This is a genomic window from Mycoplasmopsis lipofaciens ATCC 35015, from assembly GCF_000686585.1.
Taxonomy (GTDB): domain Bacteria; phylum Bacillota_I; class Bacilli_A; order Mycoplasmatales; family Metamycoplasmataceae; genus Mycoplasmopsis; species Mycoplasmopsis lipofaciens.
The window spans coordinates 19694-34302 of sequence record NZ_JMKY01000001.1 but is presented as its reverse complement, the minus strand read 5'-3'; the positions used below and the strand labels follow the sequence as shown (position 1 = coordinate 34302).

The following is a 14609-nucleotide window of genomic DNA, read 5'->3' as shown; positions in this document are numbered from 1 at the left end:
TATTTATTTCTCCTTACTATTTTTTTCTAAATTTCAGCATTTTTTAATTACTTGATCTGGTTCTTCTGTATTTCTACATAATGAATTGTAAGCACTTGTAAAATAATCATTTGGGATACCTAATTTATTATAAAAATTTTTGAGATTATCATTATACTCATTTGCATTTTCTACTAATAATTTATAATCATATTTTTCAAAAAATGTTGTTTTTTGTTTAGGTTTTAAAATTTGTGATTTTTTTAATGGATAACCAATAGTTATTCCAATAATGGGTAAAGCTACTCCTTCAATTTTAAGTAATTGAGAAATTTCTTCAATATGACCTCTAACTCCCCCAATAAAACAAGTTCCTAAACCCATTTCTGTTGCAGCATCTTGAATCATTGTTGCAGCAATAAAAGAATCTCCAGTGCCTACTAATAAAGAATTTAAACCTTTATCATAATTTTCATGATTTCTCAAATCTAAAATATAATTTAGTCTATTAAAATCTGCTAAAAATAAAACAAACATTGAGCAATCTTTTATTTGATATTGATTTGTAATTTCAGAAAGTTTTTTTAATGTTTGTTTATCTTCAATAATTATTGAAGAGGACATAAAAAAATTATTGCTTGTTGGCACGTTTTGTAAAATTTCAATAAATTTACTTTTTTCTTCTTTTGATAGTTTTTTATCACATGTATATTCTCTTACAGAAGATCTCATTTTATTATTTTTTATAAAAGACATAAATTTCCTTTGTTATTTATAAATTTATTTAACAATTATTTTTGATGTTCAAATCTATCAACTTCTTTATTGCAATCTTCAATAAGTTTATCAACATCTTTAAACGAATTAATCATTGCGCCAGAAGCTCTTTCGTGTCCGCCGCCACCTCATTTAAGTGCAACATTTCTAACGCATGGGCCGTTAGAACGAAATTCAACTCTAATTCTTCCATCTTCTTCTTCGTTGAATTGTACTCAAAAAGGATAACCTTTTAAATTGCCAATTAAATTAGGTCTTACCACATTGTTGGGTTTTTTATTTAATTCTAAAGTTTCCTTTAATGTTATTGTTGTATAAGCTACTCTACCGACTGTTTTTAAATTTTTCATCAATAAAGCTTGTAATTTTAAATCGCTTAATTCCGTTTGTGCTAAACCTGAAAAGATTTTTTCTGATTCCAAACCATTTTTATATAAAAATGATACTAATTCGTGAGTTCTCGCAGAAGTATTAGAGTAAGAAAATCTGCCACTGTCTGTAACAATACCTAAAAAAATAAAATTAGCTGCGGAAGAGTTTACCTTTCATTTATTTTGAATGGCTAATTCTGCAATCATTTCAGCGCCTGCTATTCTTGAAGAATCTACTCATCTGGTTACATTATGTAAATCATCTTCATTTGGATGATGATCAATTCTAAGTGTCTCAGGAAAAAGATTTTTATCTAAAATTTCCCTAAATTCAATTCTTTCTTTATAATTTGCATCAACAACAATTCCTAATGAATTACTTAGAATTTTGTCACTTGGTATATCATCAAAATCGAAAGTTAAAAAATTTTCAAAAATGCCTTTATTATCGCCTAATACGTATATTTTTTTATTGGGATAATTTAATTTTATTAATTCTCTTAAACCAAATTGACTTCCTAAACAATCGCCATCTGGACGTATATGATGAAATATGACAATACTATCATATTTTTCAATCAATTTGGTTGCATCATTGTAAGTACCTATTAACATTATTTACTTCCTTTTTCATATTCAAAAATTGCTTTATTTAAGTCATCAAGAACATTATTTATTTGATCTCAACTATTTAATGTTATTCCTGCTGCATTATCATGGCCTCCACCGCCATATTTTTTCGCAACAACATTCACAAGAGGACCATTAGAACGCAATCTTCCCCTAATTTTTCCGTCTTCTAATTGAACAAAAAATGCTCAACATGAATTATCATCTATATTAGCTAACTCATTAACAAAAATTGCTGCTTTTAAACTATCAAAATTAAATTTTTTTAAAATTTCATTAGTAACTAAAAAATATAAAACTCTTCCACTCTTTTTAAAGTTGCTTAAAATTTCACCAATAAATTTTAAATCAATCATCGATCTTTTGCTCAACTCTTGATGTATTTTTCAAGGTTCTAAATTACCTTTTTCATACAAGTGTGCTACCAATTTATGAGTTCTTGAAGATGTATCAGGATATAAAAATCTACCACTATCTGTATTAATTCCTAAATAAATATGCTCCGCTGCTTTTTTAGAAATAATTCATTTTGCATCCTTTGCAATTTTTGCAATCATTTCTGCTGCTGCAACATAGTGTTCATCCACTCATAAGTAGTCATATTTAATATCACTACCATTTGGATGGTGATCAATTCTAAGTGTTGCTGTCATTTTATTTTCTAATAATAAGCTTGAATCCTGAATTCGATCACTTGATGAAGCATCAACAACAATTCCTAATGAATTTTTAAAATCAATTGTATCAATTTCATCAAAATGATAATTCATAAAATCAAATGTATGAGCATTATCACCTGGTGTAAAAACTTTTTTATTAGGAAAATTATCACGTATTAATTGTGCTAAACCAGCTTGGCTACCTAAACAATCACCATCTGGACGTATATGATGAAAAATAATGATATTATCATATTTTTCAATAGCTCGTATTGCTATTCTACTTGTTCCTTTTTTCATTATTATCTCCTTATATGCATATGTTAAATAAATTGTATTTTTAATTATATATAATTATTAGTAGTTAAATATTTATTTTTAATATTCTTGCTCTCAATTTATATAAATACCGTTGTCCTTTAAATAATGCAATAATTCTAAATAAATTTTGTTATTAACTTGTGGTATACATATTTGCATATAAGTTTTTAAATTTTGAAATAAATAATATACACTTTTTAACTCTTTTGTTCATCTTTGTTTTTTGGCATGTAAGGCACATAAATAACCACCAATATAAAATTCAAAATCACATAAATTTCCTGGACTATTACATTCCACACAACTCTCAATATTAGGTTTTAATCCAAAATAATAGAGACTGTTAGCAATTAAATATGTTAATAAAAAATCATTATATCCTTTACCTAAAAATTCAAAAGTTTCTATATATGTATTAATTATGTTAACGGCATTAGAAGTGAAATTTTTAAGAAATTTAGTTGCTTTTGCAACATAAACTAAATTAAATTTGTTTGAATAATCTATTTCATATAGTAATTTTGCTTTTTTCAATTTGTTTAATTTATTATTTAATCTAGCTTTAAAATACTCGATTTCAATTAATGAACCTACTTGTAAATTACTTTTATTTTTACTATTACCCTTATTTATTCCCATTGCTAATAAACTAAATACACCATTTTTTCCTAAAACAGTTATAATTCCTGCATTTTCATCATTTGAATAATCGTTAATATCTAACAAAATTACCTTTTCAATTTTTTCCGCCATTTTTCTCCTTGTACCTAATTAGAACTATAATTTAAATTTTAATATTATTATTTATATAGATACAAAAAAAATTTATTTTGATAAAATACTAAATGCAATATTATTTTTTACTTCTACTTAGAGAAAATAGAGAAATGAGGCATAAAATGAATCAAGAACAAGTACTTAAATTGTTTGTTGAAATTTTGGAATCAACTCCTGGGGTACACAGTATTTGTAAAGACAATAAAACGCAACAAAGTGTTTTGAGTTCTGGGATTTTAAAGATTGAACAAATTAAAAATAACATTTGAAATTTTAGTGCTACAATAGTTGTTTTAAAAAATGCAAATTGTAAAGCAATTATAAATTCAATTAGTTCTTTATTACGTTATGAATTGAAAAAAACAAAACAAAAAATTGGCAAATTAAACATATTTATTGGGGGATTAACAAATGATTAAGAATATAGATGGAAAGATATATGCTGAATTAATAAAATCTGGAGCAAACAATTTAATAAATTCTAAAAATAAAATCGATGCTTTAAATGTTTTTCCAGTCCCAGATGGAGACACTGGAACAAATATGTCTTCAACAGCGCAAGCAGCTGTTGAAGCATTAATTAAACAAGATTCAAAAGATTTATCAGAAGTATCACAAATTGTATCTAAAAATATGCTATATGGCGCAAGAGGTAATTCAGGTGTTATTTTAAGTCAAATTTTTAAAGGTTTTGCAATTGCTTTTGAGAATAACAATAGTGTCGATGTAATTGGTTTACTTAAAGGTTTTAAAAAAGCAACTGAAAAAGCATATTCATCAGTTTTAAAACCAGTTGAGGGAACTATTTTAAGTGTAATTAGAGAAACTACTGAAGAATTAGAAAAAAATATTACTTCTAAAACATCATTTGAAGAATTTTTTGAACTTGCTGATAAATTTTCTCGTGTAGCATGCAATAATACGCCTAATAAATTAAAAATTTTGCGTGAAGTTGGAGTAACAGATTCTGGTGGAGAAGGATTACAAACTATTATTAATGGTATGTACCTTTATACATTAGGAAAACCAGTAGAAATTTCTAATGATGATTCAGCAGATATTAATTCATTTATTAAAAGTGATGAAGTATATGATGGCGAATTTGGTTATTGTACAGAATTTATAATCGAATTAAAAAATGTAAAGGAATTTAATAAAAAACAATTTGAAAAACAAATTTCTAAAAAAGCAGGCTCATTAGTTTGTGTTCAAGACAACGAAATATTAAAAGTACATGGTCACACTTTAAAACCTGGAGATTTATTAAATTATGGCCAAAAATTTGGAGAATTTATCAAAATTAAATCTGAAAATATGACTCGTCAAGCTTCGGAAAGTAGAAACAAAAATTTAATTATTAATTCAAATAATGAAGAAAATAATGAAAAACAATTCGAATGTGGAATAGTATCTTGCAATTTAGGTTCTGGACTTATTGAAAAAATGAAAGAATTTGGATGCGATGCTATTATCGAAAGTGGTCAAACACAAAATCCTTCTGCACAAAATATAATTGATGCAATCAATTCTGTAAATTCTAAAAATGTATTTGTTTTACCTAACAATTCAAATATATTTTTAGCTGCTGAACAAGCGGCTCAAACAATTGTAAATAAAAATGTGTTTATTATACCTACAAAAAGTCAACTTCAAGGAGTATCTGCAATTTTAAATTTCAACAAAGAAGCAAGTGCTAAAGAAAATAATGAAATTTTAAATGAAGCAATAAAATTAATTACAACTGGTCAAGTAACACAAGCAACAAGAAACACAAAAATTGATGGTATAAAAATTAAAGAAGGTGACTTCATAGGAATTAAGAATTCTAAAATAATCACAGCACAAGATTCATATATTAAAGCTGCTAAACACCTTATCAAAAAAATTATTACAAGTGATCATGAATTAATTACAATTTATTATGGTAATGATTCATCTGAAGCAGATGCAAATGAATTACAAAATTATATTCAAGCACATTATGATGCCGAAGTTGAAATTATAAATGGAAATCAACCAAATTATCACTTTATAATTGGTTTTGAATAAGGAGAACTATATGTTTAAAATAGCTTTTGATATTATTGGTAATGATAACGGGATAGAAGCTGCATTGGCAGCCTCTTTATCTTTTATTAAAGAAAATGAAAATTATGAAATTATATTAGTAGGTCCTAAAACAGAAATCGAACAATACTATAATTCTAAAAAAATTGAAATTCCAAAAAGAATATCTATTGTAGATAACTCAACAAACTTTACTGATGTAAAAAATATTAGACAATCATTACATGAAAAAACTTCTATGATGACAGCAATAGATTTAGTTATAAATAACGAGGCACATGCTGTTTTATCATCAGGGGATTCGGGAATGTATTTGGCTGCTTCTACTTTTAAATTTAAGAGATTAAAAAATGTTAGTAGAGCAGCATTTATGCCTTTAATGCCAACTATTGTTGGAAGAAAATTTTTATTATTAGATGTAGGAGCAAATTTAGAAACTAAAACAGAATATCTTGTTGAATGAGCAAAAATTGCAAATTCATTTGCAAAAGTTTTTTTAAAAACTGACACTCCTAGAATTGCTTTATTAAACATTGGTGTTGAAGATTATAAAGGTTTAGAAATAACCAGAAATGCTGATAGCATTTTAAAGCAAAATAAGAATATTAACTATATTGGTTTTAAAGAAACTAGAGATTTATTAGAAGGCATATGTGATGTTGCGGTAATTGACGGATATGGCGGTAATTTAGTTCTTAAAAGTTATGAAGGAGCTGTTTTAAGCTTTAAAAAACTAATCAAAAGTCAAATAATGAAAAAAACTATTAGAAAAATTGGATATTTATTCTTAAAAAATGCATTTAATGATGTTTCGAAAATTATGGATTACAGAAATGTTGGAGCTGCCTGAATAGCAGGTGTGGATGGAATAGCAATAAAAAGTCATGGATCTAGTGATCAAAAAGCTTACATGGGAGCATTAGAACAAATTAAAATTGCATTGGAAAACAATATTTTAAATCAAGTGAAAAAAGATTTAGAAGGTGAAAATTGTCAATAAAATTAAAAAAATACGATTTTAATAGCATTGAGGATTTTTTTAAAGAGTTTGATATTATTCCAAAAACTCTAGCAATATATAGAAGAGCATTTACACATCCATCATTTATAAAATCAAGAAATAAAGAATATACGAGAAACAATAATTATCAAGATTTAGAATTTTTAGGAGATTCAATACTTCAATTTTTATCATCCGAATACATTTTTAAAATGTATAAAAAATTAGATGCAGGACAATTAACTCTAATTCGTTCAAAATTAGTTTGTACAAATTCTTTAAATGAAATAAGCGATAAATTATGTTTTAAAAATTTTTTATTCACAGGACCCGGACTTATGCATAACGAAGTCATAAAATCAAATAAGGTAGGCGCTGATATATTTGAGTCATTTATTGCAGCATTATATCTTGATTTGGGAATAAAAGCAGTGCAAAGTTTTCTTAAAAAAACATTATATTTGTATGCTGAAAATTTAGAAAATACAAATTTATTAAAAGATTCAAAAACTATTTTTCAAGAATATATACAAAGTTTTTCAAAGCAATCTGTTACATATAAAACCACAACAATAAACCAAAATCATTTTTACTCTGAAGCAATTCATGATAATCAAATTTATGGTTATGGTTATGGCAAAAGCAAAAACAAAGCTGAAGAATCAGCAGCAAATAATGCTTTAGAAAAATTAAAAAAATAATTATAAATGTTATAAATTAATAATTATAATTAAATAACTAAGGAGGATTTGCATGAAATTAATTAAAGTTGAAGCACATGGTTTTAAATCATTCGCTGATCCTATATGCTTAAAATTTGATGGTGGTGTAGCAGGAATAGTTGGACCTAATGGTTCTGGTAAATCAAATATAAATGATGCTATAAAATGAGTTTTAGGTGAGAGAAGTGCTAAGGAATTACGCGGAGACAATATGTCAGATATTATTTTCGCGGGTTCTAAAACAGCTAAACCAATGGATAAAGCATCAGTTACATTAACATTTGATAATAGAGATGGTTTAAGTTCAATACCACATGAAATAATTTCTATTAGTCGTGTACTTGAAAGAGGCTCTGGAAGTAACCAATACTACTTAAATGGTGAAGTTTGTTTACTTAAAGATATTAAAGACATAGCTATGGAAAGCGGAATTGGAAAAAGTTCATTAGCAATAATTAGTCAAGGTACAGTTAGTGATATAGCCGAAGCAACAGCAGAAGAAAGAAAAGCAATTTTTGAAGAAGCTGCTGGTGTTTCAAAATATAAATTTAGAAAAAAAGAAGCATTAAGTAAATTAGCCAAAACTCAAGAAGGTCTTGAAAAAATTCGTTTAGTAATTGCTGAAATAGAAAGAAAATTAGTTCCACTTAGAAAACAAGCTGAAAAAGCCAAAATTTATATTGCAAAAAGTGAAGAATTAAAAAGTGTTGAAGTAGGTTTGCTAGTAGATAATATTGAAATTTTTGGAAAAAAATATGAAGAGTTGAGCATAGAGCTAGAAGGTGTTAACGAAACTAGAATAGATTTAGAAAGAAGAATTTCTGAATCAAATGCCAAAATCAGTCAAAAAACTCAATTTAAAACTGAAGCTGAAGCTGAATTAAAAGTACTTTCAATTGAATACGAAAATCTAAAAGAAAGAATAAATAAAATAACCATTTCAATGGCAAGAGCTAATGAAAGAGAAAGATTAATAGCTGAAGGTTCTATTGAAGCAAATAAACAAGAACAAATTATCGCTTTTAAAACATTATTAAAAAATCATGGCAATAGAGTTCAATATTTAAACAAGGAAATTGATGGTATAAAACAAAAAGTTATTGAAAATCAACAAACGATTAATAAATACGACGATGAAATAAATACAATTAACATAAAATTGAACAATAAAAAATCTGCCTTATTAAAAGTTGAAACTCATTTAAATTTATTAAAACAACAAAAAGAAAATAACTCTATGCTTTTCAAAGGCACTAAGACTATTTTGGAAAATAAAAACTATTTTGGAAAATCTTTAAAAGGAACTGTTGCTAACTTATTCAAAATTGAAACAGATTATGTAGCTGCAATAGATAGTATTTTGACTAATGCTGCACAACACTTAGTTGTTGACAAATCAGAAACAGCTGTTAAAGCCGTTAATTTCCTAAAAGAAAATAATGGTGGGAGAGCAACATTTATACCATTAAGTTCAATTCAACCAAAATTTGTTAGAGATGATCATTTATTAGCTATACAAGGACATCCTGGATTTGTTGCTGTTGCACATGAACTAGTAAACGTTGAACCTCAATTTGAAATATTAAAGAAATTTCTTCTAGGTAATGTAATAGTTGCAACTGATATTGAAAGTGCAAATAAAATTTCTAACATTCTTGAAAGACGTTATATGATAGTTTCATTAGACGGAGATACAATTCGAGTTGGTGGTGTTATTATGGGTGGTGTTAAAAGCACTGCTCAATCACTATTGGGTTTTGATGAAAAAATTAAGGAATTAGAAAATTTACTTCCTGGTATGCAAGCAGCTGTGCAAGCAGATGAAACTAAAATGAATGAAATTAAAAATTATCGTCGTGCATGCTTGGACTTAGATGGGCAATGAAAACAACAAATTGCTACATTAACAACTCAAAGAGTAAATGAACAAACAATGTTTGATGATTTAAATATAAAATTAATGAATATATCTAAAGAAACATTCAAATTGGAAGATAAGGGTGTATCTATTGCAAATGAAGAAGCTAATTTAGAAATCTTAGAAAGTCAAAAAATTTCTATCGAAGCACAATTTAGAGCTAAAAATGATAGAGTCGAATCTTTAGCTGCTGATATTAATTCAACACAACAAACACAAAATGATTATGAATCAACATTAAGAAAATTATTAAGTTCATTTGCCACAAAAATGGCTGATAAAGAAAAATCAAAATTATTACTAGAACAATCAAGAGAACGTTTAGCTAGTCAATATAAAATGACTTATGAATCAGCATCTAGTTCATTTCACTTAACAATGAATAGAGAACAAGCACAAGAAATTGTTAGAGATTTAAGAGAAGAAATTGATAAACTAGGAAATGTTAATTTAGAATCTCTTGAATTACTTGTTGAAGAAGAAACACGTTACAATAATTTTGCTGAAAACGAAAAAGAATTAACACAAGCAAAAGAAACACTTGAAAGTGCTATTTCTGATATGGATAAAATCATTACTACTCGTTTATCAAACATTATTCATGATGTAAATGATGAGTTTAATAATGTTTTTGCAAGTATGTTTGGCGGCGGTAGTGCAAAACTATACTTTACTGATCCTAAAAACATTTTAGATTCTGGTGTAGAAATAGAAGCTCAACCTCCCGGAAAAAGTATTAAGAATCTTAAATTATTCTCAGGTGGAGAAAAATCTTTAATAGCTATTTCATTATTATTTGGTATTTTAAAAGCTCGTCCATTACCATTATGTATTTTAGATGAAGTTGAAGCTGCGTTAGATGAAGCAAATGTTGTCCGTTATGCAGAATATTTACAACAATTAAAAGAAAAAACACAATTTTTAGTAATCACACACCGTCATGGTACAATGAGTCGTGTTGATAGTTTATTTGGTGCGACAATGCAAAATCGTGGTGTTACAACATTCTTCAGTATTCAATTAGCTGATGCTAAAAAATTAGTGGATGATGAACAAGTTGAATATCAAGAACAATAAAATAATTAAGCAAGTAACATTACTTGCTTTTTTTACAAATTAAAAATAATAAGTGAAACCACTTATTATTTTTAATTAATTTTCATCAACATATTTAGTTGCAAACCTGCCATATATGTTATAAACAGGTTTTATTTCAATTCACACATTTTCATCTAAATGTTTTAAATCTCTAGTTATACTTCTTGTTTCTAACAACAACATAGTTGATTCTATTTTATAAACATCTTGGCCTGTATAACCACTTGTAGCTTTGTTTATAGAATATGCGTGTCAATACTTTATTTCTTTTAAATAATCAAGAACTAATTCTGGATCCTTGGTTGAAATACTCATAGTAACTTTTTTATATTTTGGATAAATTATAGCTATCAAGCCATTAACTATAAAAATATAAATAATTGTTGAAAATTCTCTCATACCAATAATATTTCTTTGTCCCAAATCTTGAGTGTAGTCCATTGAATATAATAAATTACCATTTGAATCGTATGTCATTTTACTTTGTAAAATTTCATTAAGAGTTGGTTTATGCGGCACAGCAAAAGCAAAAATAATTAGAAAAATAAATGTTGTTGTAAATGAAACAACCATTAACATTCTAGAAATACTTTTTTGTTTTTTTGTTGAATAATAATATGCAATTATGTCTGTTCCACCAGTGGAGCCACCAAATTTTCATGCTAAAGCAATCGAAACCCCCAACAAAACCGAACCAATAACACCATTAATAAAAATTGGTCATGAGGATGGATTTTCAAATTCCTTGAAAGTAGTTATTCCAGTTATTGAATCGGTTATAGAAACTTTTAGAGTTCTTTCTCAACCTGGTACAACATTAAAAAAGTGATGTATCCAATTTAAAACAACTTCCTGAGTAAAAATAGCATTTGTAACAATTTGAAAAAACATGAACATAAATGTTAAAAAAACAAATCCACGTTTTATTCTTCATCCATATATAGCAAATAATGGGACATTACATACTAAATATAATAAGGCAAAATATTTACTAAATTTTTCAGGATCAAGTAAAGTTATTAACATAGGAATTCCAGATATACCGCTTGGAATTGTTTCACCTTTTTGTAAAAAAGCTATTGCACCAAAATTAAAAATTATTGCTGACAATAAGATAAAAAAAGTTCTTTTTAAATAAAGAATTATTCTCCGTTTTTTTACTTCCTTCTCTTTTCGATTTTCATGGTCATAACTATATTTACCCATTTCCAATTTTTTAATTTCAATTTTTCTTTTCTCACAAGTAATAGATTCACAAATTACTTCACTTTTTTTTATTTCATTTTTTTGATGTTTCATAAGCACTATTTTATATTAATTATTATTATTAAATATATATTTTTTATTTTTTTTATAAAATTGTATTTATTACGAAAGATTGTATAAAAATAAGAGGTATTATGAATAAACACAAAATATTTGCTTTTGATTTAGATGGAACATTATTAACATCTGAAAACGTTGTGCACCCTTTCACTCAAGAAGCTTTATTATTTTCTCAAAAATCTGGGAACTTTAATGTTATTTCAACAGGAAGAGGATTACAAAAGACGTTACCTTTACTTAAAACAATCAAAGGTATTGATTTTTTAATTTGTTCAAACGGTTCTTTATTTTATGATGTTAAAAATAAAAAATGAGTTTCATTAGGCAAAATAGATAAATCTGTTTTAGAGCTAATGCATAAATATTGTGAAACACATGATTTAATATTAAGTCTTGATACACCTAACTTTACTGGAACATGAATGAAAAATAACAATTTTCCACATTGAATGAAAGAACAAGCAATCATGGATATGAATTTAAGTAACTTTTGTTCATATCAAAAATTACTTGATGTTGCAAATGATTCAAAAAACATAATTTGTCAATTAGCAATAAGAAATCCGCTAGAATTAGCAAATAAAACTACTTTATACTTTAAAAATAAATTACAAAACAAATATAAAGTGTTTTTAACCAATACTATTTATACTGACATTAATAGTTTAAATACCTCAAAATGAAATGGACTTGTTGAGCTTGCAAATTATCTAAAAATAAACATAAATGAAATTTACACTTTTGGGGATTCTGGCAATGATTTAGAAATGATACAAAATGCATATCATGGATACTGTATGGAAAACGGTACACAAGATGCTAAAAATGTAGCTAATCATATTATTGGAAATAATAATTCTGGAACTATTGGAGAAACAATATACAAAATTTTAAAAAACTAAAAATTTACAATTTCAGCAACATGTGTAACTAAATTTGCACCCATCTTTATTAAATAATTATTCCCATCATCTAAGTTAGTACCTGGATAACAACAAACATCTTTATTTAAATTATTAAAAACGTTTGCAATGTTTAATATTCCTGAATCAATTGAACAATTGTATATGATTAATTTATTAGAAATGAGTCCTGTTAAAACATTTCTTTCTTTAAAACGCTTATATTTCGCATGAGTATTTCATGGGTATGGCGAAATATATAATTCATTATTTAGATTACCGTAATCTTTTTGAAATTCATGTCCAAACGGTAATACAAAAATTATCGGTCTATTAATTTTGCGATAAAAATCAATAAATAATTGATCTAGATTTTTAAAATTATTAGTTACTAAAACAGTGCTTTTGGCAATTTTTGGTAATGAATTATTAATATAACTAAAAACGGTTTTATTTGCGTCTTCTCCTGCTAAACAAATGGTATTTTTATTTAATAAATCAATATTTCCTTTATAAAAAAGAACATAAGGAACATATTTTACTTGTTTTATTCTTTCAGGATATTCTTTATCTAAAACTGTAATGAAATTAATTTTATTTTCATTTAAAAAATTTATAGTATTTTCTATTTCTTTATCGCTAATTTTTTCTTTATTTTTTAAAGCATTATAAATTTTGAATACATTGCCTTCATATTTAAATGCCAAGTAAACTAATAAATTATTCATAAAACCTCCATTCACTTTTTTCTTATAAAAATCAAATAACTATTTAAAAAAATGAACAAAATTATTAAAAATGGTAATCTTTTCTTTTTTTGACTAATTTATTTTTTAAATATTAAAAAAACCAATTTAAAAGTTTTAAAATAAAAATATGGAATAATCTTCCATAAATTTATTACAAACTTTAAGGAGAAGAAGAAATGGTTAAACAAACAATGAAAGCATTTGTTGTAGAATCACCTAAAAATTGAAGTATTAAAGAAGTAGAAATTCCTACTCCTAAATACAAAGAAGTTTTAATTAAAATGGAAACATCGGGAATATGCCATACCGACTTGCATGCTGCTAATTATGACTGATTAGTTGAACCTAAATATCCTTTAATTCCTGGTCATGAAGGAATTGGAATTGTTGAAGAAGTTGGTGAAGGTTGCACAAGATTAAAAAAAGGAGATCGTGTTTGTTTGGCTTGATTACATGATGCATGTGGACACTGTGAATTTTGTTTACAAGGCGAAGAAACATTATGTCCAAATCAAAATATGTCAGCCTATACTAAAGATGGTTCATTTGCTGAATATGCAATTGGACACGAGGATTATGTTGGAATAGTTCCTGAAAAATTAGACTTAATTACTGGAGCACCTGTTGTATGTGCTGGAGTAACAACATATAAAGCAATAAAAAGAGCTAATTTAAAACCTGGAAATTATTGTGCTATTATTGGTGTAGGAGGTCTAGGGCAATTAGCAATACAATATGCTAAAGCTATGGGTTACCGTCCAATAGGAATTGATTTAACAGACGAAAAATGTGATTTAGCAATTAAATCAGGAGCAGAAGCTGCTTATAATTCTAAAAAGGATTCAGATTTTGTAAAGAAAATTATTGATTTTACAAATGGAGGAGTTCATGCTGTTATAAATACATCTGTAGCAACTAAGGCTGCTGAACAAGGGATGGAAATGTTAAGAAGAGGCGGACGTCAAGTTCTTGTTGGATTACCTTCAAAAGATAAATTAGGTAAAGATAATATTAATGTTTCAGTATTTTGAACTGTTCTTTTTGAAAGAGAATTGGTTGGTTCAATTGTTGGAACTAGATTAGATTTACAAGAATCACTTGAATATGCAGCTGATGGAAAAGTTAAATCAGAAGTAACAAAAATTGTAAAACTAGAAGAAGTACCTGAAATTTTTGAAAAATTACAAAATGGAGATTTTTTGGGAAGAGCTGTAATAGATTTTAGAAAATAATTAATTTTAAAAAACCCGTATATTAACGGGTTTTTTATGTTTTAAATTATTTAGAAGTTTTTTTTGCAGCTGGTTTTTTTG

General features: G+C 26.5%; 13 protein-coding genes. 7 read left to right on the top strand and 6 right to left on the bottom strand.

The features are described from left to right. Nucleotides 1-3: 3 nt before the first annotated feature. The 4 genes from T388_RS03605 to T388_RS0100180 form a co-directional block, all read right to left on the bottom strand. Entirely contained in the window at nucleotides 4-735 is a 732-nt protein-coding gene (locus T388_RS03605) for a nitroreductase family protein (protein WP_051586170.1), read from the bottom strand. A 35-nt stretch (nucleotides 736-770) separates the two neighbouring features. Next, nucleotides 771-1742, bottom strand: coding sequence for a bifunctional oligoribonuclease/PAP phosphatase NrnA (locus T388_RS0100190; RefSeq protein ID WP_027120344.1), 972 nt, complete (start codon nucleotides 1740-1742; stop codon nucleotides 771-773). After that, complete coding sequence (locus T388_RS0100185) at nucleotides 1742-2716, bottom strand: bifunctional oligoribonuclease/PAP phosphatase NrnA (RefSeq protein WP_027120343.1); 975 nt, start codon at nucleotides 2714-2716, stop codon at nucleotides 1742-1744. The genes T388_RS0100190 and T388_RS0100185 overlap by 1 nt, the downstream gene beginning before the upstream one ends. A gap of 78 nt (nucleotides 2717-2794) precedes the next feature. Next, nucleotides 2795-3490 (bottom strand): recombination protein O N-terminal domain-containing protein, encoded by a 696-nt coding sequence (locus T388_RS0100180; protein ID WP_027120342.1) that lies wholly within the window; start codon nucleotides 3488-3490, stop codon nucleotides 2795-2797. A gap of 146 nt (nucleotides 3491-3636) precedes the next feature. On the opposite strand from T388_RS0100180, the gene T388_RS0100175 reads away from it, so the two are divergent. The 5 genes from T388_RS0100175 to T388_RS0100155 are packed head-to-tail and all read left to right on the top strand — an operon-like array spanning nucleotide 3637 to nucleotide 10298. Continuing rightward, on the top strand, nucleotides 3637-3933 hold the full coding sequence (locus T388_RS0100175; protein ID WP_027120341.1) for a hypothetical protein: 297 nt from the start codon (nucleotides 3637-3639) through the stop codon (nucleotides 3931-3933). Then, nucleotides 3926-5563, top strand: coding sequence for a DAK2 domain-containing protein (locus T388_RS0100170; protein WP_027120340.1), 1638 nt, complete (start codon nucleotides 3926-3928; stop codon nucleotides 5561-5563). The genes T388_RS0100175 and T388_RS0100170 overlap by 8 nt, the downstream gene beginning before the upstream one ends. 10 nt (nucleotides 5564-5573) lie before the next feature. Continuing rightward, nucleotides 5574-6581: a phosphate acyltransferase PlsX gene (plsX, locus tag T388_RS0100165; RefSeq protein WP_027120339.1), complete on the top strand. Its 1008-nt coding sequence runs from the start codon at nucleotides 5574-5576 to the stop codon at nucleotides 6579-6581. Continuing rightward, nucleotides 6572-7282: a ribonuclease III gene (gene rnc / locus T388_RS0100160; RefSeq protein ID WP_245598346.1), complete on the top strand. Its 711-nt coding sequence runs from the start codon at nucleotides 6572-6574 to the stop codon at nucleotides 7280-7282. The genes plsX and rnc overlap by 10 nt, the downstream gene beginning before the upstream one ends. 52 nt (nucleotides 7283-7334) lie before the next feature. Then, complete coding sequence (locus T388_RS0100155) at nucleotides 7335-10298, top strand: AAA family ATPase (protein ID WP_027120337.1); 2964 nt, start codon at nucleotides 7335-7337, stop codon at nucleotides 10296-10298. Nucleotides 10299-10373: 75 nt separating this feature from the next. Here the strand turns inward: T388_RS0100155 and T388_RS0100150 are convergent, their stop codons facing one another. Beyond that, on the bottom strand, nucleotides 10374-11618 hold the full coding sequence (locus T388_RS0100150) for a YitT family protein (protein WP_027120336.1): 1245 nt from the start codon (nucleotides 11616-11618) through the stop codon (nucleotides 10374-10376). 101 nt (nucleotides 11619-11719) lie between these two features. On the opposite strand from T388_RS0100150, the gene T388_RS0100145 reads away from it, so the two are divergent. Next, nucleotides 11720-12547 carry an HAD-IIB family hydrolase gene (locus tag T388_RS0100145; protein ID WP_036456753.1) on the top strand — a complete coding sequence of 276 codons (828 nt, stop codon included), beginning with the start codon at nucleotides 11720-11722 and terminating at the stop codon, nucleotides 12545-12547. Here T388_RS0100145 and T388_RS0100140 read toward each other — a convergent pair. Further along, complete coding sequence (locus T388_RS0100140; RefSeq protein ID WP_027120334.1) at nucleotides 12544-13275, bottom strand: DNA-processing protein DprA; 732 nt, start codon at nucleotides 13273-13275, stop codon at nucleotides 12544-12546. The genes T388_RS0100145 and T388_RS0100140 overlap by 4 nt on opposite strands. A gap of 212 nt (nucleotides 13276-13487) precedes the next feature. Between T388_RS0100140 and T388_RS0100135 the strand changes: the two genes are divergently transcribed. Then, entirely contained in the window at nucleotides 13488-14528 is a 1041-nt protein-coding gene (locus T388_RS0100135) for a zinc-dependent alcohol dehydrogenase (protein ID WP_027120333.1), read from the top strand. Nucleotides 14529-14609 lie beyond the last annotated feature (81 nt).